Below are 24,302 nucleotides of genomic sequence, written 5' to 3'. Positions count from 1 at the left end.
ATAACAAGAATTTACAATCAATATGGAAAAAGTTGCTCTTGTCACAGGCAGTTCATCCGGAATCGGTTTAGAGACTGCGTTATCACTAGCAAGAGAAGGATATCATACATTTGCAAGTATGAGAGATGTTAAAAAATCAGGAGAGTTAAAACATGCAGCAGAAAAAGAAAATCTTCCAATAGAAGTAATTGAATTGGATGTAGATAAAGAAGAATCAATCATTTCTGCAATTAAAAAAATCATTGAAGATAGTGGAAGATTAGACGTACTAGTTAACAATGCAGGATATGGTCAGTTTGGATGTACTGAGGATCTAGCAGTAGATGATTTTAGAAAACAGTTTGAAACAAATTTTTTTAGCATTGTAAGAATAATTCAAGAAGTTGCCCCAATTATGCGAAAACAAAATTCTGGCAAGATAATTAACATCAGTTCAGTTGTAGGACGAATGGGATTACCAGGTTCTCCAGCTTATATCAGCTCAAAATTTGCATTGGAAGGATTAGGAGAATGTCTAAGATATGAGCTTGGTCAATTTGGAATCAAGACCACCATGATAGAGCCAGGAGTTATCAAAACAAACTTTTTTAATTCAATGAAAGTTCCAGAATCAAAAATAGATCCAAAATACAAGACATTAACAGACAATATTTTAGCAGGACTGAAAATGATGGTAGAAATGGGAACTGCGCCTTCGCAAGTAGCAGATGTGGTTATGAAAGCAATTCATGATGATGAAATGTTGCCTAGATACGTGGTAGGTACTGATGCTGCGATGTTTATGGAGGCAAAAAAGATGAAAACAGACCTAGAATTTGAAAAATACATGAGTAAAGAGCTATTTCCTAGCTGACATCGTACTTGTACGCTAAATTGATATACAGATAGGATAGAATTTCATCAAAGTCCACAATTTTAGTGAAATGATATGAAATGGAAAACTCTGCAACATAATGGAATTTTGTTTCCGCCTGCATACGAGGCTCAAGGAATCAAGATCAAGATAAAAGGAGAGACAGTAAATCTTGATCTAAACCAGGAAGAAATGGTGTATCAATGGGCAAAAAAGAAAGACACCCCGTATGCACAAGACAAAGTTTTTCAGAAAAACTTTACAGCAGATTTTGCAAAAACGTTAGATTCTAAATTTAAAAAAATATCTTATGAAGATATTGATTTTTCAAACGCATACAAAATTGTTGACAAAGAAAAAGATCTCAAAGAGATGATGAGTAAGGAAGAAAAGAAATCCCTTGCTGCAAAAAGAAAAGAATTACGAGAAAAATTAAAGGCAAAATATGGAATCGCCATCATGGACGGAAAAGAAGTTGAAGTTGGAAATTACATGGCAGAACCACCTGGAATATTTATCGGAAGAGGAGAACATCCACTGAGAGGAAGATGGAAACCAAGAGTTACTGCAAAAGATGTCACATTAAACCTTGGAAAAGAAGCCAAAGTTCCAGAAGGGAAATGGGGAAAGATCATTCATGATAAAAATTCAATGTGGTTAGCTAGTTGGATGGACTTTCTTACACAAAAAAGAAAATACGTCTGGCTGGCAGATACTGCAGGACTAAAACAAGACAGAGACAAAGAAAAGTACGAAAAAGCTGTTAAACTTGCAAGAGAAATTGAAAAAATCAAAGACAGAATTGTCAAAGACATGAAAAGTAAAGATCCTAAAATCAGTAGGATTGCTACTGCATGTTATTTAATTTATAGAACTGCAATGAGAGTGGGAGACGAGAAAGATCCAGATGAAGCTGATACAGTAGGTGCTACAACCCTAAGAAAAGAACATATCAAAATCACACCAAATTCCATTGAATTTGATTTCCTAGGTAAAGATAGTGTCAGATGGCAAGAGACAGTAGTTGCAGAAGGTCACGATAAACAGTTTCATGAAAATCTCAAGAAACTAGTTGAAAAGAAAAAACCAAAGGATGAAATTTTTGACGATATCACATCAAGACATGTTAATCAATACTATTCTAGTATTGTAAAAGGTCTCACGGCAAAAGTGTTCAGAACATATCTAGCAACAACAGTAGTCAAAGACTATCTTATCAAACACGATAATATGAAAGGCAAGACTGCAACTGAGAAAATATACCATGCAAAATTGGCAAATCTTGAAGCTGCTATGATGTGTAATCATAAAAGAACAATTCCAAAAACATTTGAGCAATCATTACAAAAGAAACGAGATACTCTCAAAAAGGTAGAAAAAGATCAAGTTTGGAAGAAAACACAAGAAACTCTCAGAAAGGTAGAATCAAGTGAGCCTAAAACAGAAACTCAAAAGAAAAGCAAAACAAAAAGAATCAAGACATTAAATGAACAAATTAAAAAGCAAAAAACAAAACACAAAGAAAGACTGGAAAAATTAGAGTTGCAAATCGATTTATCTGAAAAAACTAAAGATTACAACATCGGCACATCTTTAAGAAATTACATTGATCCACGTGTCTTTAAGGCATGGACTGATGAAGTTGGTGCCGAATGGGAAAAATTGTACACATCAGCACTACAAAAGAAATTCCTCTGGGTAAAAAATGAGAATGCGTCTTGGAATGAAATAAAACAAAATTAGAATCATTTAATTTCCCAAATTTTTAGGCATTAATTATGCCGGGGTAGCTCAGCCTGGTTAGAGTGCCAGTTAAATTGGTAAACTCTAACGGTTCTCCAACTAAGGCAATACTCATAATCTGGAGGTCGCGAGTTCGAAACTCGCCCCCGGCACACAAAATTCTACAACATCAAGTGCAAGATCTCACATTACAGGTTCAAAACTATGCCAAACTATGCCATTTTTGGAAAATACATAGTTTGAAACCCAATCAGAGTATACAACTATGCAAAACTAGGCAGTTTTTTACGGTATCAAACTAAAACTTCAACACCGCAAATGAGTTCAACTTCATGTGGACTCAGTTATTGTTTTGGGGATGAAAATGGACGCAGATAGACATGAAAGTTATTTTTCATCATTTACTACAAAATATCTCACATGATTCAGTCAATGTTACTTGGACATTGTTTGCCCAACATCTATGACATATACCCATAAAAATTGGAACATATGGAGAGGAAGGGACTCCCCATATGTTTGAATCAGGTGTTCTATGACTTATGCAAGTGCTGCGACTGTGTGACATAACATCTCCTCACTGTACATGCATTGACTGTGAAATCTAACTTCTGTGGGTTGCAAACATTTTGTACAAACTAGCTGAACTGGTTGATGGCAATGCAAGCATTGCTTTTCTGTATCTAGTTCACCACCACATTGTCTACACAAAGTGTCTGGCATTTTTTTCACATCAGGGAAAGTTTCTCCTGCCAAACTTCCATTTGGAAAAAACTTCCTCACATTCTGAGGAAACTCTCTCCATAGAAGATTTGAAAGAGTCTTTGACTTGCTTTAGGGATGAATTATAATCCATCATTTTTCCCTCCAGTTATTCCACTGACACCAACTTGCCCTGAGGTTTTTCCTTGGCAAGAGATATTGTCAGCTCCAAGACTCCGTTTGTATATTTGGCTTTGGCAGAATTTTCATCTACTTTTGAGGGTAGAGGAATTTTCTTTTTGTATTTTCTATCGCCATGTTCGGCTGAAAACAATACCAGTTTATCTGACACATTTAGTTTGATGTCAGACTTTTCAATTCCTGGCATCTCAGATACTATCTTGAGAGTATGTTCTTGCTCATTGACTGAAACGTCAACGTATGGATCTCTCACTGTAGAATCTGCAAGAGAACTAGATGGTTTTGTATTGCCCCATTCTGTTACATGGGGAATACCATCTTCACCTACAGTCTTCACATAACCATAGTAGTATGGTTCAAAAGTTTGGACTGTTCCATTTGGATTTTCGAAAACATCTCCCATTGAAAAAAAGGGGCTCGATAATCTTCGAAATGTTTTTTCAAAGTGGTCATCAAACATCTTTTAATCACCAAATTAATGTAATAGTGATGACAATATATAAAAATTATGCATATATTATCTATACCTGACAATATGTCATATTTATGACAATATTAAAATATCTGGTTTATTATCACATCCCATGCAAACTGCAATTTTAGAATATGAAAAACAATCAATGCCTAGATCTCAAAGACAGGTAACCTACTTTTGCAGGCTATGTAGAGAATATGGGATAAAGACAAGAAAAGCACATCTGCAAAATTTCCACAACGCAAGTAGAGATACTATAACTAAGAGAAGCAACAATGATCTTGTTGATGTGGTTTTTATCGAATCAAGATAATTAAGATCATAGAAATTTGAATTTTTAAATCAAAATGCAATCAATTATTCTAATTTTAGAGTCTGTCCCTTGGAATTTTTTGTAGGCATTTTGGATGAGGAATTTTTATCACATTCACAAACAGCGTAAAACTGTACAGATTCAAAAAATCCATCTCCTGCCTTTGCATTGTTTCCTCTAAAATGATCTTTCATAGGTCCTCCCAAATTAGAGTTTGAAAAATCAACCACTTTACCATCAAAAGTTGCAGGATGGTTATGACCATAATCCTGATAAGTTATTTTATTTCCGCTAATTGATGTGAGGTCAACCCAATGACCAAATGAAGGGATATCATAGACTAACATTTTGACATTGCAAATATCGTTCCATGCTTCAAGATTAGCAGGAGTTGTGTCTTCAATTTCAGCTGCACAATATTTCTTTCCATTGCCAGTAATGACTTTGTTTCCAAAATTCTTGTTGACATTTTCAACAAACTTTCCCCCTCTTTCACCAAAAGTGTTAGAGTGATCTAGGTTATCTCCTAGCCTGTCCCATTGTGCAGAGTTTGTTCTGATATCATGAGATAATGCTCCGGGGAAAGTCGTTTCCATAGAATGAATAAATGCGCTAATACCACAATAGTTTGCATTATGTCTAGATTTTTCAGGAGGGGTTGGTCCACTTAGAGTACTTCCTGCAGGAGGTAAAAGACATTCAGAGAAGAATAGTTGTTCATTTTTCAAATAATCCATCAATGACATTTCAGATTCATATTCAAATTCAGCAGATGAGAAATCATCAAATGAAGAATATACAGCATCAAAACCAGGTGGAATTTCATAGAGAGGAGTGTTTGTTCCAAACTCAATTAAAGGTGAATCAATAGGAGTCATTACTAATTCAGGATTGGACGTAATTTCAGAATACTCTATGGCAGTTTCAAATGTAGTGTAATCAGAATTCGGATTAGTAAGAGAGATGAAAACCAAATCATGTTCAGCAGGTAAAAAGATGATTTGATGGTCATCATTTGACATTATCTCTACAAAATCAGAAATATTATTTCCGTCAGAATCAAAAATTGCAATTTGGATTGATGAATTCGAGATGAACACAGTGGTTGTAAATGATACAGGTAACCAAAAGTTTGAGGTATCATGAGGGCCAATAATAATTATAGATTGTAAAATTCTTGCCACATCTTCAGGATATTGGTAGAGATCTGTAGAATCTAGTTTGTAAGTAGAGTCAAATGGATTTTCATCAAGTTGTTCAATCATGGAATGAGTTTGAATAATTGAAGGATCAAACAACCGTTCAAGCAAAAATGGTGTCCTTATCTTCACTGTAGAATCTCTTTGATCATTTGAATCCAATATGAGTTTCAAATCAATCCATTTAATACCAGTAGATGTTGTTCCCAAAGAAGAATCATAATTGTATGTGGGATCCCAAATAAAATCAGGATGAGTTCGAGGATATTCTTCATCAGCTTGCTGTTTTAGTTGAATTACTGACTCTTCAGCCTTACGTAAGGCATTTTCTGCAAATTCTTGAATTTTTTCCAAAGCCTCAAAATATTCAGATTCATTTGTTATAGAATCAATAATTTCTAAATCAAATTCCAAAGGAAGATCACGTTCTATTTGCAAATACTCATCTTCAGTAAGTTCAGACAGTTCCTTTATTTTCTTGTAATTTTCAACAGCTAGTAACGCATCACTTTGTGCATTTTCACTTTTTTCTTTGTAAATCAACATTTGGTTCAAATGTTCAAACGTTTTTGATTCAGAATACATCAGTAAAGAATTTTCATAACTTTTTTTGTGAATCTTTTCTTCACCATCTTTTAGTTTGAAAAGCATTTCAGATGCAAGTTTATTCCATTGTTGTGCTTCATTGATTGCAGAAACTGTACCACGCTTTAATGTAATATCAGCGTATTTTTTTAATCCAGGCATTTTTGTTACAGAAACATCTTCAGATCCTGAGCGATAATCAATTGGAGGAGATTCAATTTCCAAGCCTGAAATTTCTGAAAAACTTGTTCGTTTTTCTCTAATTATTTCTGAATCAATTATTCCTTCACCAATAAGATGACCGATAGAATTTACAATTTCACCATCAGATACTAGACCTTCACTCCAAAAACCAAAGACATCTTTTTGATAACTTGGAATGTAGAAAGTTCCACCTTTTTGTACACCCGCCTGATGTTCAATTCCAGAAGAGTCTTTCAAAAAGTTATCAAGAGGAATGACATCTTGCTCAATCAAACTTTCTAGGGCATTTATCATATCAGCATCAGAAATAAGTCCATCTTGCCACCACTTTGCATTTGTTTTAAACCACTCAGGCATCACATTTTGAGAAATTCCAGGATCATGTTCGTTGTAATCAGTCCATTGACCATACGAGAGGATAAAACTTTGAGAAACTAAAATTATTCCAAAAAATACAAGAAAAAATATTTTCATAGATTTGTTTCAAAGATATACTAATTAAAAAATTAGGATTTCTTTATAAACAAAATGGAGCGGCATCAAACCAATTACACACACCCGTTCAGAGTTTTATAAAAAACAAAGATCAGTCATAAAAGATTGTCCTAATTTTTAATGTTAATCCAAATCCTTTGTAAATGAAAATGCAGATTGTACAAATCCTAAATGTTTGTAGAATTCATGAGAGTTTTTTCGTGAATTTCCAGATTCAAGTCTAATTCTATGGCAATTTTTTTCTTTTGCAAATTCAATACAAGAATTAATTAGTTTTTTTCCTATTCCTTGATTATGATATTTTTCAAGAACTACCAACTCTGGAACATACATCTCCAAGGTGTCACGATTTAATCTAGATAAAAACATCATACTTATCATGCCAACAATTTTCACATCATTATAAACTGCAGCAAGAATTTGTTTGTCTGAATCTGTGACATATGTCATTACTAATTTTTTAAATGAATCAACATCAGAATCTTTTTGTGGTTTTGGACGTCCTAGATCATATAACAATCCAAGAATTATCGGAATATCATTTTTAGATATTTTTTTGATTGTAATGTTTTCCATAAATCCAATACACCATTATGACTTAAGAATTGAACACCTAGAAACTAAAATCATTTTTAAAACGTTATTCAATCTAATACCTAAGAATTAATCAGAAAACATTGTCCTAAATCCCTACTTGATTTTATCAAATATTTATCACTCAATATGTTGTAAATTTTGCATACATTTGTTCTTATGAGGATTTTTTAGAAAATGAATGTGAAAAATTTAGAGTGTGAACATTATTGGAGTGCAAATGGAACATATTTTTGCATACATTGCGGAGAAGACATCACAAAGCATTAAAAATTTGGGGTATTTTATCAAACATAATTTTGAATTAACATTTACAGGAATAAAAAATGAAAAAATTATTGTGTAGTTTCCAACAACATTCTATTTACATCAATTACCATACAAGCTGGATGTGCTGTTTTTTCAGCCATTACACCACATGTATGACAAAATAGTCGTGTTGGTTCATCACAAAATTTGCATGTGCTTTCAACTTCTAATGAAGAAGAACATATTTGACATGATTTGTTGTTCATGTAATAGTTTAGTAAAAATTATTTAAAAATCGTTCTAAAATTAGAAGAAGCTAATTAGATAAAGCTAATTAAAAAATAAAAATCAACATGTTGACAAGTCAGCTGACAAGCTTACTATACTCTATTGCTAACTAGAACTAACAATAATCATGAAATCACAACAAATCTCAAATTGGGATAAAATGGTTCATGCTCCCTTCAAAAAGGTTGTAAAATTCGACCTCATCTGCATGGGAATCGGTGTAGTAATGGGAATTGGAATTGGAGCATACTCTGTTGCTAGCGGAATCTTCGGTTAGCAACAAATTTCTTTTTATTATTTACATAAATTAGAAACATTTTGGATTATGATTTTTTTATTCTAATCTGTGCTAAGTGTAACTAGTGTTTTGAATCCCAAATAGCTTTTTCGGCTTTCCATAATGACATTTTAGCTTTCCATTTGTCTAATTTGATTTTGATTGCTTTTCGTTTTTTTGTTAGGGCAAGTCTTTGCGGACTACCAATTTTTGTTGCAGTTCTTTTTGCATCAATTTCCGCTTCGCTAGCTTTTAGCATGGCCTTTTGAGATTTCAAAACTTCCTTTTCAGATTTCCATTTTTCTTTTGTCATATTTTTTCTAATCTTCATGAATTATGTAACACTTCATTGCTATTAAGTCAGATTTTTAAATTAAAGAATAGATTCCTTGCATTCGCATTTACTTTGATTGGCAAATCTTGGATATTTTAGTTTGTGACATACTTCACAGTATAGTTGATTTGACACACATCACCAAGTATGTTATAGTATTTCCCCTTTTTTTATGAAAAATTAGTCCTAATTGTTTTAGGTTTATTCTTTTTCAAGTGGATTTTTTCGTGTTCGCGTACCTCATCAAAGGTATATGAGGTACCAATCCAATGAAAATCGCATTCAGAGCATTGATATTTCATTTTTTAAAACACTTGCACTCGCAATCAAACATTCCAGCTTTCCCCATACATTGATCATGATGTTCGTTATAGCATTTATTACAAATTACCATTATGCTAAAACTCTCTCTTTGTGAGTCTTTTCATGTAAAAGTAATTTTTGTATATTACCTTCCACTGGATCCCAAGTAAAACTACAATATTTGCAATGATATGTCAATTACTTTTCTAAATCCTCTGGATTCTTTGTCTCAGATTCTGCAAATGAATTTACGTCAGTGGCTTTAGTTTTGTAAGAACCAAATTTCAATTTTCCAAGTATTTTTTTAAACATACTTTATCTAGTTTATCTCTGATATATACCGACGTAATATGGCAAAATCCAAGGATTAATACAGATTATCAACAATGCAAAAAAATATGCATCCTTAAGTGCAATGATTTTCTAATACAATTATGTCAAAAAGAATAGAAGAAGAATTAGCAGAGATGAATCGATTAAAAAGATTAGAATTAGAATTTCTATTTTTCCAAGCTAAAATGGATACTGTAACATTCTTGAAATATCGTGATGCATTATCTAATGAAAAGACTGTATCAGAACAGGTAAATCAGGAAATTCAGCACTTAAACGTCTCATAATTTCAAGCAAGATTGGAAAGAAATTTGTTTAAAAAACACAATGCCTGATGAGGAGTTCCTTGAAGCAGTAGAGATAAGATTTACCTGCTGGGAAAATAATGCTGAAAAAATTGGTGAAATATGATAGTTTTGATGATTTGCCAAAACATCTTGTAAACAAGATGAAAGAATTTGAAACGCTAACCTTGTTTGGCAAAAAATGGAAAATTTTGGATATTGATAAGGATCTTCGAGTTCACGGTGAATGAATGAGAATAAGAGTCAGATTGGAAAATATATCACCTAATCCCAAATAGTAGATGAATCTACAATTTATTTATCAAATTTTTAATTTGATAAGTGGATAAATTTGTGGCAACGTGTGCATTCATACATATCCTTGTATCCTGCCATCTTGACTTTAGCATCGTGATAACAAGTTTTTGTAGTCAGTAAACTATTTGCCAAAATTATCTTAAGGTTCCCAATGACAATCACAATTACATCCTTCTCTGCAATGCACTCTCTTACAGTCTGAGCAAATTTTTTGATAGTAGGATCTAGCTGTATTCATGGTTGCAATATTACTTCAAATGCCCTGACAAGATGGTCTGGATCCTATGAATAATATTATTTGGACCTCCAGCATTATCCAGTGTAACTATGAGAAGCATTTCCTCACCAAATGGAAAAATACATCTCATCAAGTTGTCATATACCTGTAGTGTATAATTTGCATTTCCAATTTTTTCTGAAATTGTATTTCTAAAGTTCCAAGACTCTATAGTGTGCTTTAAAGCAGTTTTATTTTCTTCTTCTGTTAGCAAATCTGTCACTCCATCCATTTTACGTTTATGAATCACATTTCCTTTCAAATCATAAATCATGACATATCGTATGTTTGCTGAAACATTCATGATGCTATTTAGGAATTTTTCTTGATCTACAAGTTTTACTTTGTTCATGGGTGATATTATGAGATGATGGAATTAAAGAGATAACAAGTTGACTTGATTCTAAATGAAATCAATTTCTCTCCTCCTTTAATATCAAAATCATGGTAGAATATTCAAAAGGTGAAAAAATGAATATTTATGATACAAAATCAGTTTGTTGTAGAAGCTGTGGAAAAACCATAGGAGAAATTGATTATGATGCAACTGTGATATTGCCTGAATGTGGTCAGTGTGCAAACCCAATGCCTGAAGGAGATAACATATTGTATACTGTTAGTGCCATCAAACATCAGCAAAAACAAATGACTGCATGAAAGAAGATAATCCGAGTAAACCATCTATTTTTATGAGGTGTGAGATGAATCATAGAAAAATGGAAATGATTTGTGTACATTGTGGAAAATCTTTTGAAGGGGATAGAGAAAAATTTTGTTCTCAAGGGTGTAGAGATTCATTTATTGTAAATATTGAAAAGAGGGCCAGAGAAGCAGTTAGAAATGATCCTAGTCACACTTCTAATATGAGTAATGAGTAATTGTTCGATACAAGTGAAAAAGAAAGCAAATAAAGAAAAATTTTGCATGTGCTGTAAATCAAAAGATAACCTACAAGCTAGCATCAATCTCCTTACTGATCCTGCTTATCTTTGTAGCAAATGCATTGCAGATTATGATAGTCAGAAAAATAAAAAAAAGAAAATTAGGAAACTATGATTGTTCCTTGCATACTAGTATGCAGTGCACAAAAATAGTCATACGTTCCTTTCTCATTGAGAGTTAGATCAAACTTTTCTCCAGGTTGCAAAAGACTGCTATCAAACTTTCCATCAAATTCAGTAGTTCCAGATTTAACAGATGTGACAGTGTGTTGATTTCCATCCACATTATCAAAGGTAATAGTTTGGCCAGAAGTCACTTTGATCATATTTGGAACATAAAATGGAGATTCCAATCCTACAATGTCAACGGCATTTTCTTTTACATTTTCTACAGGTCTCATGCTTTGCATGATTTGAGAGGTCTCCTCATTTTCATGAACTTGAATTACAAATAGGGTTGAGGATTCACCAAAATTTGGTATTGAGTAGGGTATGGAACTCAAATCTGCTGTAATCAAGTATGTTCCGGGTTGTGAAAATGTATGTGTAGTTGCCATTGCACCTTTGTGACCATGATATGCACCATGTAATGGAATTGGTGCATCGGGTTGGTCTGCAGAAGATGATGGATAATGATAGTATCCTCTGCTAATAGTCAACTGGCCATCTACATGGGTTGCATCTTCTCCAGTTTTTGCATCATTTACGTCAATGAGTATAGTAGTTGGTTGTCCTACAACAATTCTTTCAGGTTTTGTAGTGAACTTAACTAAGACTTCAGTATCAGGTTGAGAACCTGCTAAAGCAATAGTTTTTCCTTGATTAACTACATCTACTGAAAATTCAAAGGTTCTTGAACCAAAATTGTTCTTTGGGTCTTGCTCAAATTTCAATATGTCTCCTGATACTACTGCTCTTGTTTGACCTAGTTCGGGTATTGGTAACCCAAGCATGAAAGGTCCAGATGAGGACACAGTATACTTTATCGTATATGTTCCAGCTTCAGGAAAACTATCTTTAAAGTTCATTACTCCAAAATGCCCATGAAGTGTGGTGGTTTTATGAACAATTTCTCCATTAAGACCAATTATTGCATATGCCCAATCAGTATGTGAAAGATTTGCATCGAGATTGGAATCAACAACTTTTGCGTTAATTGGAACTAATTTCCCTGCTACAATTATTTCAGGCACATTGAATTCTACTGAAATGTTTTCTTGTGATTGAATCTGCCCTATCATTGGTATAGAATCTTGTATCATAGAATTTTGTTCTGCAAACACTTCTTGTGAGACATTTTCTGAAGGTTGAACAAACAAAGCCATCAAAGATATTGATAGAATTGTTACAGACATTCCCATAAGTTTCGTTCTTGTCATTGAAAAATAAACTTCAATATTGTTTAAGATGTTTTTACCAAATAATCCCAGAATAATACCCAAATTGTATTTTAAAAAAATTATACAGAAATCCTTGATACAATCTCATCAAAGAGGATTTTATTTTTTTCAAAAATAGAAGATAGATAAAATGTCGCACCGTATTGAGCGTTAAACTTTCCAATAATGTTATTTTTTTCTAAAATTTCCATATGATGTTTAATTGCCTTGTAATCCATCATCAATTCTTGAGAGATTTGATGAGTGTTGTAGGGTTGGTTTTGTATTAAATTCATGATTCGAATTCGTGTTTTGGCCCCTTTTGATGTTGCAAATAGATACCAAAAAATTATTTTTGTCTCTGGATGAGACTCTGTATGAATTGAACGCAGAGTTATATTGTTCATTTGCATGCTCCCAAAAGAATAGAATTTGGATCATCGTATTTTACTAAATGACATTGTTCCATAGCATCAAACATATCATAATATTTTGTTGATGTATGAACACTAGTTTTCTGTAAAACACTCACCAAAATCATCACCTACTTTTCTAATCTCACATTAATTGGGGTAGGTCGTGAGACAGTGTTGGCTACAGGGGAGACATTTTTTGCAAGATCAATTAGCTCTTGCAGCGTTTCATCTGAGGCATCAGACTCTATCTTGAATTTGATATCTATTCCACGATATCCAGGATTCACTGACTTGTCAATATGTAATAATCCCTGCAGATCAATGTCACCTTCAAGTGTAGATTCAATTGAATCAATCTTGATTCCTCTAGCTGCTGCATGACAAACCAAACTAGTTGTAACACAGCCGGCTAACCCTGCTAATAGATATTCAACAGGATTTGCACCGTTGTCATTGCCTAGCAAAATTTCGGGTTCGTCTTTTACAAACACATGAAGTTTGCTTCTTTTGTGAGTCTTGCAAGCGCCATAATATTCATTTACAGTGGTACGGTTTTCAGTTCCTCGGATCCACTTGTTTTTTGCACAGAAATTGAACTTTGCAATTTCTTTGTGTTCTTTGATGTGTTCAATCGTATCAAAAAGTTGATTGACGTCCACACCGTTTACTATTTTTGTTTCAAGTTTTGCTGTTTGCATATAATGATATCATGATATCATTATATTAACATTACTCTAAATGCTATCATGATATCATAATTTATATAGTTATAATCATCAATGATAACATTGGCAAAAGACATTCTAATTCGTGGATTTGATAATTCAACTCATTCAGAGCTTGGAAAAAAAGCAGAGCAGATGGGAGTTTCAATAAATAGCATAGTAAAAGATGCAGTGGAACAATGGCTTGATAAAAAAGCACCAACACCGCATGTTCATGACTTGTTGATTTATTCAGATGAGAAATCAATTGAAAGTTTTCTCAAATCTCTTGATAGAATGACAAATGAAACTGAATGGTTTAGGTCATATGCAATTCCACCAAAACACAGTACAGAAAAAACACTTTCAAAACTTGATTGGTTTAATGGAACAATCAAACCATATAAGCCTCATGGAAAAGATGGTTCAAAATATTGTAATAAAATAATTCAAAACATAGTAAAATCATCAGAGAAAAAACCTCTTTGTTGTGTAGATTTTGTCATAACAGATATTGCAGAACATTCATTTTCCCATGCAATGGAGTTAGAAAGAACTTATGATATGACAAGACTACCAGGATTGATGTTTTGTCCATACAAAGCAAGTGATTTGTCAAAATCAGACATAACTGACATGATTGAGTTGTTTTTGATGCATGACAGAATCTTTGTTTTAAAAAATGATGAAATTTACAAACTTAACATCACTAAAGAAAGCATTCACAAAATATTTTTAAATTAATTCAAAGAATCTCGAATAATTTTTGTGTCGGTAAATTGTCTAAATTGAACTATTTTGTTTTGTTTGATTAAATATACATGAGAGAAAGACACATCAAATTCTTTGTTTTTGAATGATATTCCACGATATTTTCCAGTGACCATCACATGATCTTTGAAATCAAGAAATTGTTCTGGAATGGTATGAAATTCTTTGAAATGAGATAACATTTTTGGGAAATATTCCTCAAAAATAGATTTTATGCCAACATATCTTCCACCACTTGGCATTCCATCCATTGTTATCCATTCTATATCATCATGACAAAACTTTGAGAAATCATTCTCTTTATTTTTAAAAGCAATATAGAAATTTTTTATTAATTCTTGGTCTGTCATGGTTTTGCGACATAGAAATAATTCATCGGATCATGAGGGAGTTGTTTTACTTCAACACTCGAGAATCCAGCATCTTTTAGCATTTGAGTAGCAAGTTCTTTTCCCCACATTGCACCTAACCCCTTTCCATCAAGGGATAGAGAAACAGTCATGCAGTGAAGACAAGATATGGTATACAGAAATGGTGCAAAAGGATGAGCCATGTTATTTTCAAGATTTGAGGAACCAGCAATGTCTTGCATCAAGAAAACACCATCAGGTTTTAGGGAATTTCGAATATTTTTGAGAACTTTTTCGGGATCTGCCTGGTCATGAATTGCATCAAAAGCAGTGATTAAATCAAATTGTTCATGATGATCAAAGTTTGCTGCATCTTGTTTTTCAAAAGAGGTATTAGAGATTCCTAGTTTTTGAGATTCATTTTTTGCATTTTGAATTGCTTCATTTGAAAAATCATATCCAATAAAATGAGAAGAAGGAAATGTTTTTGCCATTAGATTAATTGCTTTTCCACTTCCACATCCCACATCCAGTACTTTGATTTGTTGTTTAAGCAAATCAGTTAATCCTGGAACAATAGGTAAAATTCCATCAATTAATTCAGACAATACTGTCTGATTACTATCTTCTGCCATTACATCATGGAATCTATGAAATGATTCGTATGGAACTCCACCGCCATTCTTAAAACAGTCAAGGATTTGTTCTTCAACATTTGCCATTACAGGAATAAATTGCATTGATGTTGCAAAATTAAAAGAGCCATTACGGGTAAGAAGGTCAGCCTTTTCTTTAGAGATAGAGTATAGTTTAGGTTCAGGATCATAATCAATTATTCTTGCAGTGACTAGTGCACCTAGCCATTCTCGAACATACCTTTCATTAAGGCCAGCCTTTGCTGCAATATCATTACTTGTAGATGGTGGAAGTTCAGAGATAATATCAAAAAGTTTTGTTCGATGACCAATTGATATCATTAATGCCAAAGCAGACTTGTTCATAATATCTACAAGTTCTTCATCAAAAGATTTCTCCAACATAATTGAAGAAAAAGTTATTGAAAATATTAATCTTAGAAAATTGAACTGTTATTGAAGAGATTTTGAGCCATCAAATGGATTGAGTATACTAGTTTGACTCAAAATTTTAAAAAATCTAATTTTGTTTATAAACAAAATGGGTGGGCATATAGAAGAAAAAGAGAATATTTGGACTAAAATCAAATTACAAAAATAAAAAATATCAGTTTCCTGATATTAAATCCCAGATAAATTCAAAGAATTTTTTTATCATGTTGCTTTATTTGTAAAAAAGTAGTTAATTTTGAATCTGAATATTCTTTGACAAATCAATATCAAAATAGCTATTCATGTCAATCTAGATAAAATCAAGAATCCTAATTTTCATTTCAGGGTATTCCTACAGTAATCACACCACTATCCCCCACAATATGATCTTGAAAATTTGTTATCTGGATAGTACTCATTTTGTGTAATTTTGTTAATTTCACCTATAGAAATCCAACTGTTTTGTACAGGTTTCATGGCAACAGCCAAAAAAACAACCATTAAAAAAACAGCAGCAAAAAAAACAACCAAGGCTTCAAAAAAGAAATAGTCTCTTGAGGTCTTTATTTTTTATCTAGAATAAAAAAAGAATATTTGGACTGTAAATCAAATTACAAAAATAAAAAATGAAGATAGATCATTTAAGATCCTGAATAGTTTTGACAATTTTATTCATCTCAAATACCATCTTCTTTTGTTCTATGACATTTTTTGACTTTAAGAAATTGTTTTGAATTTCAGAAAGGGATTCTCTTAGATTATCTATTTGTGTAGGTTTTGAATCAAGTGACGTTCTCTTTATTGGAACTGATTGTTCGGAATTAATTTTTACTTTGGAAATTTTAGCATCACATCCATAACAGGGAGTTTCAAGATCATTTTCGTATCTTGGAAGTTTGCCATTAATATCAAAATGTGATTGTATGTCACTTTGTGCAAGGTTATGTTTTATGTTGAGTTCTCTGACGATATTTTGCATTTCAACTTTTGGCATTTTTGCAAATTCAACATATTTCTTCATTGCGTCAAAATATGTGCCTCCCTGACTAAGAACTAAATCTCGGGCATCTTTTGCTAAAGATATTTTTGTTTGTAGATAGTCAAATTGATCCCAGAAAATGTCATGATTTGTTGCATTCAGACTCGAAACATATTTTGCAAATGCATTTCTAGGCGTAAATTCTTCATAATTTTTTTCCATTCTTTGAAGTTCTTGTTTTGTTGATTCTTGAGCAGCAATACGTTGTTCATCAATGAATTTTTGATGTTTATCACGTGCAATCTTCTCTTCTTGGGATTTCAGATATTGTTTTTTTGAAAATTCTATTTTGTCAAGAATGTCTCGAAAGACAGGATTGTTTTGTATGTCACTGCCTTCAATTTTGTTAAAATCAGACTGAGCAAGAGCATTTGGAGTAAATGCAGATAGCGTGATTATAGCAGTAATAATGAAGGCAGGAAGTAGTTTTGTCATTGAACATAAAAATTAAAAATTACTTAAGAGGAATTCGTAGAAATAATTAGAATTAGTTCTACTAATTGTTTTAATATTCATGAATAATGCAATATCCAAAATTAACTAGAAAACTAAAAGGAGTAAAAAAGATACTATCGTTAGGAAGTGTGTCGAGAAAAATAGTTGAAAATGTAAATTGTCCTGTCACATTAATAGACGTAGAAAATTTGTAGTTGTGTTCTCAAATCAAATTATATTTGATCGCTGACCTATATAGTTACACATAGATGCCATAGATTAGTCTTTAATTACATAATTTTTGCAACAATTCATGGGTCAATGGTTATCATGGATAAAATCCAATGAAAAAGAACTATTAAAAATTCTAGATGATTTGGCAAAAAAAGCAGTTGAAACCTCTGAAGCAGTGGTGGTTTTATTTGAAGATCTATCAGATATAGAACAAGGAAAAAAGATTCACGAACTTGAAACTGAAGCGGATGTTTTGACACGAGATATTTTTTCTGAGTTAAACAAGACATTCATCACTCCACTAGATCGTGAAGACATGCAAAGAATTGCATCTAAAATTGATGATGTGATTGACTTTATGGATGGAATTGCTGCCAGAGTTTACAGCTATAAAATCACCACCCCTCCCCCATATACTGTTGAGATGGCTCATGAACTGGTTAAAGCCACAAAAGAAGTTGAGTACATGGTTTCAAAGCTACAACGTATCAAAAATCCCAGAGACATGATTGAACATTGTAGAAATACAAGCGATATTGAACACACGGTAGATGATTTGTACAGAGAGGCAATCAAAGAACTATTTGAAACCGATGATCCAATCAAAATCATCAAGCTAAAAGACATCTATGAAACGATGGAAACAGCATCAGACAGATGTGTTGATGTTGCAGATGTCATTGAAGATATTGTTCTAAAATATACATGAGATGGCAAAATGATAGAGATAGCAATAGGTGCAATCATTGTTGCATTAATCTTTGATTTTGTAAATGGTTTTAATGATTCTGCAAATTCTGTTGCAACTGTAATTGGAACCCGTGTTCTAAAACCAATTCATGCTGTAGGCTTGTCTGCTGCAATGAATTTCATCGGACCCTTTGTTTTCGGGGTTGCAGTTGCAACTACCATTGCAAAAGGAATAGTCAGTCCTGATGACATTACTGTTTACATGATTGTGGGTGGATTGGCAGGAGCAATAGGATGGAGTACTCTTTGTACTTATTTTGGATTGCCAATTTCAAACAGTCATTCGTTAGTTGGTGGAATAATGGGGGCAGGTATTGCAGGGTTAGGATTTGAAAAACTAGTTTATGGGGGATTAACCAAAGTATTTGCAGGAATTGTAATTGCCCCAATTGGCGGAATTATTTTCGGTCTATTGTTAACAACTTTGATAATTACAATATTTGCTAATTACAAGCCAGGACCTGTCAACAAAACGTTTGGTAAATTACAAATTATCTCTTCAGCTTGGTTTGCTTTAACTCATGGAGCAAATGACGGACAAAAGACCATGGGTATTATTGTATTAATTCTATTTTCAGCAGGAATGATTCCTGAACTAGATATGCCATTATGGGTAATTTTTGCTGCTGCAACTGCCATGGGTTTGGGTACCTTCTTTGGAGGATACAAAGTAATCAAAACTTTGGGTGTAAAAATTACTAAACTTCGACCATATCAGGGATTTGCAGCAGAAACTGGTGGAGGATTAATGCTTGCAATATTTGCAGTATTGGGTATTCCTGCTAGTACCACACATGCAATTACTGGAACAATAATGGGTTCAGGTGCTGCAAGAAGAAAACGTGCCGTAAGATGGAAAGTCAGCAGACAGATAGTATTTTCTTGGCTCATCACCATCCCTGGTGCGGCATTAATGGGAATTGGTTTTACATATCTGATTCACTTGTTTGTTTAATCCATTTCAATTTTGTATGTGATTTGAAGTTTGGTCGTAGCATTATTGATACCGTCATCAACTATCACAGTATAAGTGTCAGGAGTCAAAGATTCTGGAACTTGCCATATTTCAGAAAAAGTACCATCTTTTGTAACCTCTGGAATTAATTCAAAGTTTTTTTCAGGAGACGTAATCTGAATTATAGCTTGAGATTCTGAATTTATTCCTGTTCCTGAAATGGTTACAAATTCCCCATGTCTGTATGGTTCGTCTTTATCTAATTTTACAGTTAGGATTTTTTCTTCTCCTACCACCTCAAAGGTTACTTCAGAAAGTCTTTCACCATTGCTAACCTGAATTCTCCACAATCCGTTTTGTTTTCCAAGTGAAAGCTCTAATGGATATGTGAATTTACCATCATTATCAGTATAATATTCAATTTTATCAATAACTTCTCCAGTAGGATCAATCAAGTCTATTCTAATTCGTGTATTGTCTGAGGATTTTCCAATTAGAAGAACTGTTTCACCAATTTTGTAATAATTATCATCTACTTGGATTTCAATAGGTGCAGTTCCTACACCCAGTCCAACTGTAAACTCCTCAATTGTTTCTTCAGAAGCATGGTTCAGTGCTAAGTAATAATTCCCTTTTTTGTAGCCTGAAAGATCAAGCAAATATTCAGCATAGCCTGTTTTGTCAAGCAGTATTGTATCCTCAAAACGTACATTATCACGAAAGTCAAAAACCGTTAATGAGATATTTGATGAAACAGGTCCAAAAATTTCAATTGAAGCTTTTGAGTCAAAATCAAAGTGGAATTGTTCAATAACAGCTGCAATTTCTCCTGTCGATTCACCAATTTGGATAGGCACTATTTCAGAGTCATCTTCTTGTTTTAAAATTAAAAAATATGCCCCTTGAGTAAAAGAATCATCAGTTTTTATCTCAAAACGTACTAGACCAGAATCATCAATCTCTAAAATATCGGCGTAAACCTTATTGCCTTTGGAATCTTCTAGTTCTACCTCAAGACTTGTGTTTGGCACAGATTCTCCTGTAAAAACCATTGTAGAACCTAAAACATACGTATCACGTGCAGACTGTATCATGATTTTTTCAGGGGAAATGTCTGTATCTATTTGGACTTCCTCTAATGTTTCTTCCTTGTCATTTTCTACATCTCTAAGAGAAACATCTACAATTTCTGCCCTTTTTGAGTCAATCCATTTTTCTACAGAGAGTAATTTTACACATATTGCAGTTCCATTACTTCGAATCATTAATTGTAATTCTTTTTTACACACAACATCTTCTGCAGCTATGCCATTTTCCATTTGTTTTCGTGGAGAATCTATGTTTGCAAAGGCAGTAGAAGAAATTAAACCAGTAAATAATACCAAAAAAAGAAAAATAAGAAAAGGTTTCATATTTTGATAAAACCATCTGCAAATAAAACCATTGATACACAAAGATACTTTTGTTTTTATTCAGAATCTAATTTGGGAATAAATTTTTGAACAGAATAAGACTCACAGGCGTAGTTGGTTTGTATGGGTTAAATGAAATTCAGTTTTTTGGTAATACTGAATTAGGGTTTTGGATGATATAATGAAACATACACACAGAATTATCAGTACATTGACATTTCATATCGGAGAGACAAAACAGAAGTATTTAAGATATGTGTGAATTGACTTTGTTTAAAATAAGATCAACCCATATTGAATTTAAATAATTTTTAATTTAAAAACAAAAATATCTATGTTGATGGGTAGGACTCTAGTTGACTGCATTTTTAGTTAATAAAAAAATCAAACTACTGTTAGGTTTACTGATCATCAGTATGGGAATTTCATTTTTAGCATGGTCTGAAATCATATCTTTTGCAGATTCAGACAAAGACGGAGTCATAGATTCCATCGATAATTGCCCCACAAATTCAAATTCTGATCAGGCTGATTTTGACTTTGACAAACTAGGGGATGAATGTGATACTGATGATGATAATGATGGAATTTCAGATGATATAGATTTGTTTGACACAGATCCTACTGATTGGGCAGATTTTGACTTTGATTTGATAGGAGACAACAAAGATACTGATGATGATAATGATGGAATTTCAGATTCTCTTGACCAATTTGATACAGATCCTGCTGATTGGGCAGATTTTGACTTTGATGGCATAGGTTCATCTCAAGACCCTGATGATGATAATGATGGAATTTTAGACGAAGAAGATTCCATTCCTTTGTTATCTTCTGAAGCCCTAGCCATTAGATATCTGCAGGATATACGTACATGTGCAGACATGGATGATGGAACACTACGCCTTGTATGCTACTCTCAGTTTTTTGGCAAGCTTGCAGAACAGGAGGAAAACAACACGGATGCACTTGAGCTGTCAATAGCACTATCCAAGATTGGCACGATAGATGATTGTCACTTTGTTTCTCATGAGATAGGACATGTTGCATTTACTGAAAAACCAAATGTAATTGAAAATCTGATTGGTATTGATGGTACCATGTGTAGAGGTGGATATTATCACGGCGTATTGGCTGCATATTTTCATGATGTACAAGAAAAAAATCAATCCCTTCCATCAGACTACAAAACAATTTGTAATGAATTGATAGGCTCTTCAAACTATCAAGACTGCATTCACGGATTAGGACATGGATTAGTTCACTATTTTGGTGATGACCTGTCTTCTTCATTGGAAATGTGTCATGACATGTCATTTTATCAAAACCGATTATGTGTCAAAGGAGTCATGATGCAATACACTGACAACATGTTAACAAGAAATGGTATAACAGAAGAAACAATGTCTGATCTTTGCAACGAGTCTGAATTAAGCGATATTGATTTTATAGAGTGCAACATGTCTACAGGAACAACATTAGCATTTTTCACTAACCATGACATGGAAAATGGTTCAAAATCATGCAAACTGATTGAAGATGATCAAGGTCAGAAATACTGCATTGAAGGATTAAGGTTAGAGATTCAAGATTCAGAAAAATATGAGGTTACACCACTAACAGAAGATACAAGAGAAAAATTTCAACCTCAGTTTATTGAAGGTACTGTAAAGGTAATCGACATACAAAGTCCAGCAAAGATTTCGGACTTTAAATTCATCCCAGAAGCTGGAATCATCTCGTTTTCTATTGACAGACCACAGTATGTTGCAATGTATGTTCCACAAGAATTTGTTACTGCAAAAATGATTGTGACAGTAGACGGTCACCTTCCAGAAGACATTAGTATAGAAAGAGATGTTTTGGGAGAAAAAATCACAATGATAAGATTTGTTCCAAATGATGCAGGATTGGTAATGATCACATTGTTATGAGAAGAAATTAAATAAAAATTACATAGAATATAAAAAAATAGATGAAGAGAATCTAGACATGGTCTAGATCATCTCTTGGTGTATTTACCACCTTGAAGATTTTTACAACATAGTCACCTTCAAAAAAACGGTTTACATTGCCTTCATCTATTGACAACACTCGAAACTTGTATTCAAAAGAGTCATCACCTCTCAAATTTACCTGTGCAACATGAATAGGATCGTCTTCTACTGATTTGAAGAATTGGATAATCACAGGATATCCTTGAGCAGGATCATTGACTTTGCCTTTGACTGCGCCCCATGGCAGGGTATTGTCTTCAGGAATACTCATGACAGTTACAGTTTTTTCAAGACTTAACTCATCATCCAATTTCAATGTTGTAGTTTGAGATGTCTCTGCAAACACTGGCACGTCAAACAAAAAAACAGACATGCTCAACATCATTCCAAAAAAACACAATGTTGCTAAACTTTTTGCGTATCCAGAGTTACAAGTTCTCAAGGGGTTAGAAGCAGAAATTACACTCATGCTGACAAACCACACTCAAATCTCAGATGACTTTTTGACTTGTTTTGATGCTTTTTGAAATCATCACAGTATAGATGACTCTTACAAGAGGTATGCATCAGATTGTCATCATTTGTTTTTTTGCAGTTCCATTGTGAAGATGAAAATCCTCCTCTGGGGAAAAATCTGTTGTCCAAAGGATTCATCTAATCATCTCCTCATTATTGGCTAGTCGGTGCAGTTGTCTACGACAAATCATCATGTCACATACAATCTGATTATTAGGGGACAAGGATTGTACAGGCATTTTAATTTCTCTCCTCAAACAAAACCCAAGATAGACCCATTAGATCCTCAACAGAGAATGTAACTTGTTTTGTTTGTTGCAAGTGTTTTTGCACTGCTTTTACAGGGTTGCTTGCAACCTGAATTTCAGAAGGCGAGTGTTGCCAGTTGTGCATGATTTGCTGCTTCATGGAATTATTGTGCCTGAGTTATATATAACAAGAGATACCGTATATCGGTATGCCTTTAGAAAATGATGTGACATATGGAAATTTACAAAATTACAAACTGTATCTCCGCCCCAATGCACATGCACATTATGGTTCACCAGAAAAAAAGAAATCAGCATTAAGCAAGCACCAACAAAATGTTCAGAGTCTGCTAAAAATAATGAGTAAAAATGAACCGATGACGACTTGGGATTTGGCAAAGATATCCATACCAAACGACACATCCAAACTGCGCGAACGTGAAAAAATTTACAGAAGACTGTTAATTGGCAGAAAAGAAAAAGGAAGACATTCAGATGGAATTTTAGATTTAGGGTTGGCAGTAAAAGACGGGAAGAGTTTCAAGACAGGAGTAGCTGACAAGTACAGACTATCACTGTACGGTATTTTGTATTGCATTGATGTGTTAGACCTAGATAAAAAAGAGATGGATAAAATTGCAGAAAAATACCACAACGTTCTACCAAAAGTTTTTGGCAAGTGGGAATCTGTCAAATCAAAAATAGGAGACAAGATATACGGAATCAAATTGTTGGCAAACGGATTACTTGCAGACAATCCTCAAATTCAAGTCCAACAAGGAATTCCATTTTATGAATTAATGTCATATGTGCACATAAAATATCAAAGAAATTTTGAAAACATTTCAGAAGAAAAACTTGCAGAACAGATATCATATTGGTTTTATATCAATTTGCTATATCAGCCGATTCAAAAAGAGAAAAGCAAGATATACAGTTTAAATAAAATATTTGAAGAAGATGCAGAGTTGAAAAAATGGTTTCTGGTTTTTTTTAGAGAATCAAAAAAATATTATTATGAAAGATACAATGTTTTAAAAAAATCAGAGATAGGAAAATAG

At 33.2% G+C, this 24,302-nt stretch carries 30 protein-coding genes, 1 tRNA gene and 1 pseudogene; 15 read left to right on the top strand and 17 right to left on the bottom strand.

Annotated features, from left to right (window positions below; genetic code table 11):
- Positions 1 to 22 precede the first annotated feature (22 nt).
- The 3 genes from K5781_RS06280 to K5781_RS06270 all read left to right on the top strand — a co-directional run bounded on the left by K5781_RS06280 (position 23) and on the right by K5781_RS06270 (position 2,748).
- Positions 23 to 853, top strand: a complete 831-nt coding sequence (locus tag K5781_RS06280) for an SDR family oxidoreductase (protein ID WP_297441874.1) — start codon at positions 23 to 25, stop codon at positions 851 to 853.
- 75 nt (positions 854 to 928) lie between these two features.
- Positions 929 to 2,596, top strand: coding sequence for a DNA topoisomerase I (locus K5781_RS06275; RefSeq protein WP_297441873.1), 1,668 nt, complete (start codon positions 929 to 931; stop codon positions 2,594 to 2,596).
- Positions 2,597 to 2,633: 37 nt separating this feature from the next.
- A tRNA-Met gene (locus K5781_RS06270) sits at positions 2,634 to 2,748 on the top strand.
- 388 nt (positions 2,749 to 3,136) lie between these two features.
- Here the strand turns inward: K5781_RS06270 and K5781_RS06265 are convergent.
- Together K5781_RS06265 and hsp20 are read right to left on the bottom strand one after the other, a co-directional pair.
- Positions 3,137 to 3,379, bottom strand: a complete 243-nt coding sequence (locus K5781_RS06265; RefSeq protein WP_297441872.1) for a hypothetical protein — start codon at positions 3,377 to 3,379, stop codon at positions 3,137 to 3,139.
- Positions 3,380 to 3,467: 88 nt separating this feature from the next.
- Entirely contained in the window at positions 3,468 to 3,959 is a 492-nt protein-coding gene (gene hsp20 / locus K5781_RS06260; RefSeq protein WP_297441871.1) for an archaeal heat shock protein Hsp20, read from the bottom strand.
- A 124-nt stretch (positions 3,960 to 4,083) separates the two neighbouring features.
- Between hsp20 and K5781_RS06255 the strand changes: the two genes are divergently transcribed.
- Positions 4,084 to 4,287, top strand: a complete 204-nt coding sequence (locus tag K5781_RS06255; RefSeq protein WP_297441870.1) for a hypothetical protein — start codon at positions 4,084 to 4,086, stop codon at positions 4,285 to 4,287.
- Positions 4,288 to 4,331: 44 nt separating this feature from the next.
- Here the strand turns inward: K5781_RS06255 and K5781_RS06250 are convergent, their stop codons facing one another.
- The 3 genes from K5781_RS06250 to K5781_RS06240 all read right to left on the bottom strand — a co-directional run bounded on the left by K5781_RS06250 (position 4,332) and on the right by K5781_RS06240 (position 7,879).
- On the bottom strand, positions 4,332 to 6,749 hold the full coding sequence (locus K5781_RS06250; RefSeq protein WP_297441869.1) for a phage tail protein: 2,418 nt from the start codon (positions 6,747 to 6,749) through the stop codon (positions 4,332 to 4,334).
- A gap of 144 nt (positions 6,750 to 6,893) precedes the next feature.
- Positions 6,894 to 7,346: a GNAT family N-acetyltransferase gene (locus K5781_RS06245; protein ID WP_297441868.1), complete on the bottom strand. Its 453-nt coding sequence runs from the start codon at positions 7,344 to 7,346 to the stop codon at positions 6,894 to 6,896.
- Positions 7,347 to 7,699: 353 nt separating this feature from the next.
- On the bottom strand, positions 7,700 to 7,879 hold the full coding sequence (locus tag K5781_RS06240) for a hypothetical protein (protein ID WP_297441867.1): 180 nt from the start codon (positions 7,877 to 7,879) through the stop codon (positions 7,700 to 7,702).
- 149 nt (positions 7,880 to 8,028) lie between these two features.
- On the opposite strand from K5781_RS06240, the gene K5781_RS06235 reads away from it, so the two are divergent.
- The gene (locus K5781_RS06235) at positions 8,029 to 8,178 is read left to right on the top strand and encodes a hypothetical protein (protein ID WP_297441866.1); all 150 of its coding nucleotides are present in this window, start codon (positions 8,029 to 8,031) and stop codon (positions 8,176 to 8,178) included.
- 82 nt (positions 8,179 to 8,260) lie between these two features.
- Here the strand turns inward: K5781_RS06235 and K5781_RS06230 are convergent, their stop codons facing one another.
- Complete coding sequence (locus K5781_RS06230) at positions 8,261 to 8,509, bottom strand: hypothetical protein (RefSeq protein WP_297441865.1); 249 nt, start codon at positions 8,507 to 8,509, stop codon at positions 8,261 to 8,263.
- Positions 8,510 to 9,249: 740 nt separating this feature from the next.
- On the opposite strand from K5781_RS06230, the gene K5781_RS06225 reads away from it, so the two are divergent.
- Positions 9,250 to 9,435 carry a hypothetical protein gene (locus K5781_RS06225; RefSeq protein WP_297441864.1) on the top strand — a complete coding sequence of 62 codons (186 nt, stop codon included), beginning with the start codon at positions 9,250 to 9,252 and terminating at the stop codon, positions 9,433 to 9,435.
- A 113-nt stretch (positions 9,436 to 9,548) separates the two neighbouring features.
- Positions 9,549 to 9,683 carry a hypothetical protein gene (locus tag K5781_RS06220; protein ID WP_297441863.1) on the top strand — a complete coding sequence of 45 codons (135 nt, stop codon included), beginning with the start codon at positions 9,549 to 9,551 and terminating at the stop codon, positions 9,681 to 9,683.
- A 315-nt stretch (positions 9,684 to 9,998) separates the two neighbouring features.
- On the opposite strand, the gene K5781_RS06215 is transcribed toward K5781_RS06220, so the two are convergent.
- Entirely contained in the window at positions 9,999 to 10,379 is a 381-nt protein-coding gene (locus tag K5781_RS06215) for a hypothetical protein (protein WP_297441862.1), read from the bottom strand.
- Between the two features lie 92 nt (positions 10,380 to 10,471).
- Between K5781_RS06215 and K5781_RS06210 the strand changes: the two genes are divergently transcribed.
- Together K5781_RS06210 and K5781_RS06205 are read left to right on the top strand one after the other, a co-directional pair.
- Positions 10,472 to 10,684: a hypothetical protein gene (locus tag K5781_RS06210; protein WP_297441861.1), complete on the top strand. Its 213-nt coding sequence runs from the start codon at positions 10,472 to 10,474 to the stop codon at positions 10,682 to 10,684.
- A gap of 44 nt (positions 10,685 to 10,728) precedes the next feature.
- Positions 10,729 to 10,905, top strand: coding sequence for a hypothetical protein (locus K5781_RS06205; RefSeq protein WP_297441860.1), 177 nt, complete (start codon positions 10,729 to 10,731; stop codon positions 10,903 to 10,905).
- 164 nt (positions 10,906 to 11,069) lie between these two features.
- Here K5781_RS06205 and K5781_RS06200 read toward each other — a convergent pair whose 3' ends face one another.
- The 4 genes from K5781_RS06200 to K5781_RS06185 all read right to left on the bottom strand — a co-directional run bounded on the left by K5781_RS06200 (position 11,070) and on the right by K5781_RS06185 (position 13,461).
- On the bottom strand, positions 11,070 to 12,347 hold the full coding sequence (locus K5781_RS06200) for a plastocyanin/azurin family copper-binding protein (protein WP_297441859.1): 1,278 nt from the start codon (positions 12,345 to 12,347) through the stop codon (positions 11,070 to 11,072).
- A gap of 80 nt (positions 12,348 to 12,427) precedes the next feature.
- Positions 12,428 to 12,754, bottom strand: a complete 327-nt coding sequence (locus K5781_RS06195; protein WP_297441858.1) for a winged helix-turn-helix domain-containing protein — start codon at positions 12,752 to 12,754, stop codon at positions 12,428 to 12,430.
- Positions 12,751 to 12,879 carry a hypothetical protein gene (locus tag K5781_RS06190; protein WP_297441856.1) on the bottom strand — a complete coding sequence of 43 codons (129 nt, stop codon included), beginning with the start codon at positions 12,877 to 12,879 and terminating at the stop codon, positions 12,751 to 12,753. Before K5781_RS06190 ends, K5781_RS06195 begins: the two co-directional genes overlap by 4 nt.
- 12 nt (positions 12,880 to 12,891) lie before the next feature.
- Positions 12,892 to 13,461 carry an OsmC family protein gene (locus K5781_RS06185; protein WP_297441854.1) on the bottom strand — a complete coding sequence of 190 codons (570 nt, stop codon included), beginning with the start codon at positions 13,459 to 13,461 and terminating at the stop codon, positions 12,892 to 12,894.
- A gap of 90 nt (positions 13,462 to 13,551) precedes the next feature.
- Here K5781_RS06185 and K5781_RS06180 point away from each other — a divergent pair, with 90 nt between their 5' ends.
- Complete coding sequence (locus K5781_RS06180) at positions 13,552 to 14,211, top strand: hypothetical protein (RefSeq protein WP_297441852.1); 660 nt, start codon at positions 13,552 to 13,554, stop codon at positions 14,209 to 14,211.
- Here K5781_RS06180 and K5781_RS06175 read toward each other — a convergent pair.
- The 3 genes from K5781_RS06175 to K5781_RS06165 all read right to left on the bottom strand — a co-directional run bounded on the left by K5781_RS06175 (position 14,208) and on the right by K5781_RS06165 (position 17,129).
- On the bottom strand, positions 14,208 to 14,588 hold the full coding sequence (locus K5781_RS06175; protein ID WP_297441850.1) for a ketosteroid isomerase: 381 nt from the start codon (positions 14,586 to 14,588) through the stop codon (positions 14,208 to 14,210). The genes K5781_RS06180 and K5781_RS06175 overlap by 4 nt on opposite strands.
- Positions 14,585 to 15,628 (bottom strand): class I SAM-dependent methyltransferase, encoded by a 1,044-nt coding sequence (locus tag K5781_RS06170; RefSeq protein ID WP_297441848.1) that lies wholly within the window; start codon positions 15,626 to 15,628, stop codon positions 14,585 to 14,587. Before K5781_RS06170 ends, K5781_RS06175 begins: the two co-directional genes overlap by 4 nt.
- Positions 15,629 to 16,292: 664 nt before the next feature.
- Positions 16,293 to 17,129 carry a hypothetical protein gene (locus tag K5781_RS06165; RefSeq protein WP_297441846.1) on the bottom strand — a complete coding sequence of 279 codons (837 nt, stop codon included), beginning with the start codon at positions 17,127 to 17,129 and terminating at the stop codon, positions 16,293 to 16,295.
- A gap of 107 nt (positions 17,130 to 17,236) precedes the next feature.
- On the opposite strand from K5781_RS06165, the pseudogene K5781_RS06160 reads away from it, so the two are divergent.
- The 3 genes and pseudogenes from K5781_RS06160 to K5781_RS06150 all read left to right on the top strand — a co-directional run.
- Positions 17,237 to 17,344, top strand: a pseudogene (locus K5781_RS06160) (universal stress protein); the annotation flags it as partial.
- Between the two features lie 98 nt (positions 17,345 to 17,442).
- On the top strand, positions 17,443 to 18,072 hold the full coding sequence (locus K5781_RS06155) for a DUF47 family protein (protein WP_297441844.1): 630 nt from the start codon (positions 17,443 to 17,445) through the stop codon (positions 18,070 to 18,072).
- A gap of 9 nt (positions 18,073 to 18,081) precedes the next feature.
- Complete coding sequence (locus K5781_RS06150) at positions 18,082 to 19,068, top strand: inorganic phosphate transporter (protein WP_297441842.1); 987 nt, start codon at positions 18,082 to 18,084, stop codon at positions 19,066 to 19,068.
- Here K5781_RS06150 and K5781_RS06145 read toward each other — a convergent pair.
- Positions 19,065 to 20,480 carry a hypothetical protein gene (locus K5781_RS06145; RefSeq protein WP_297441841.1) on the bottom strand — a complete coding sequence of 472 codons (1,416 nt, stop codon included), beginning with the start codon at positions 20,478 to 20,480 and terminating at the stop codon, positions 19,065 to 19,067. The two genes, K5781_RS06150 and K5781_RS06145, sit on opposite strands and share 4 nt — an antisense overlap.
- A 356-nt stretch (positions 20,481 to 20,836) precedes the next feature.
- Here K5781_RS06145 and K5781_RS06140 point away from each other — a divergent pair, with 356 nt between their 5' ends.
- Complete coding sequence (locus K5781_RS06140; protein ID WP_297441839.1) at positions 20,837 to 22,414, top strand: thrombospondin type 3 repeat-containing protein; 1,578 nt, start codon at positions 20,837 to 20,839, stop codon at positions 22,412 to 22,414.
- Between the two features lie 52 nt (positions 22,415 to 22,466).
- On the opposite strand, the gene K5781_RS06135 is transcribed toward K5781_RS06140, so the two are convergent.
- Both K5781_RS06135 and K5781_RS06130 read right to left on the bottom strand, forming a co-directional pair.
- On the bottom strand, positions 22,467 to 22,946 hold the full coding sequence (locus tag K5781_RS06135) for a hypothetical protein (RefSeq protein ID WP_297441837.1): 480 nt from the start codon (positions 22,944 to 22,946) through the stop codon (positions 22,467 to 22,469).
- 287 nt (positions 22,947 to 23,233) lie between these two features.
- Positions 23,234 to 23,386 (bottom strand): hypothetical protein, encoded by a 153-nt coding sequence (locus tag K5781_RS06130; protein WP_297441835.1) that lies wholly within the window; start codon positions 23,384 to 23,386, stop codon positions 23,234 to 23,236.
- Between the two features lie 64 nt (positions 23,387 to 23,450).
- Here K5781_RS06130 and K5781_RS06125 point away from each other — a divergent pair, with 64 nt between their 5' ends.
- Entirely contained in the window at positions 23,451 to 24,302 is an 852-nt protein-coding gene (locus K5781_RS06125) for a hypothetical protein (RefSeq protein ID WP_297441833.1), read from the top strand.

Source organism: Nitrosopumilus sp., assembly GCF_025699255.1.
GTDB lineage: Archaea > Thermoproteota > Nitrososphaeria > Nitrososphaerales > Nitrosopumilaceae > Nitrosopumilus.
Note: the sequence above shows the minus strand (reverse complement) of the source record. Positions and strands in the feature narration are given on the sequence as shown.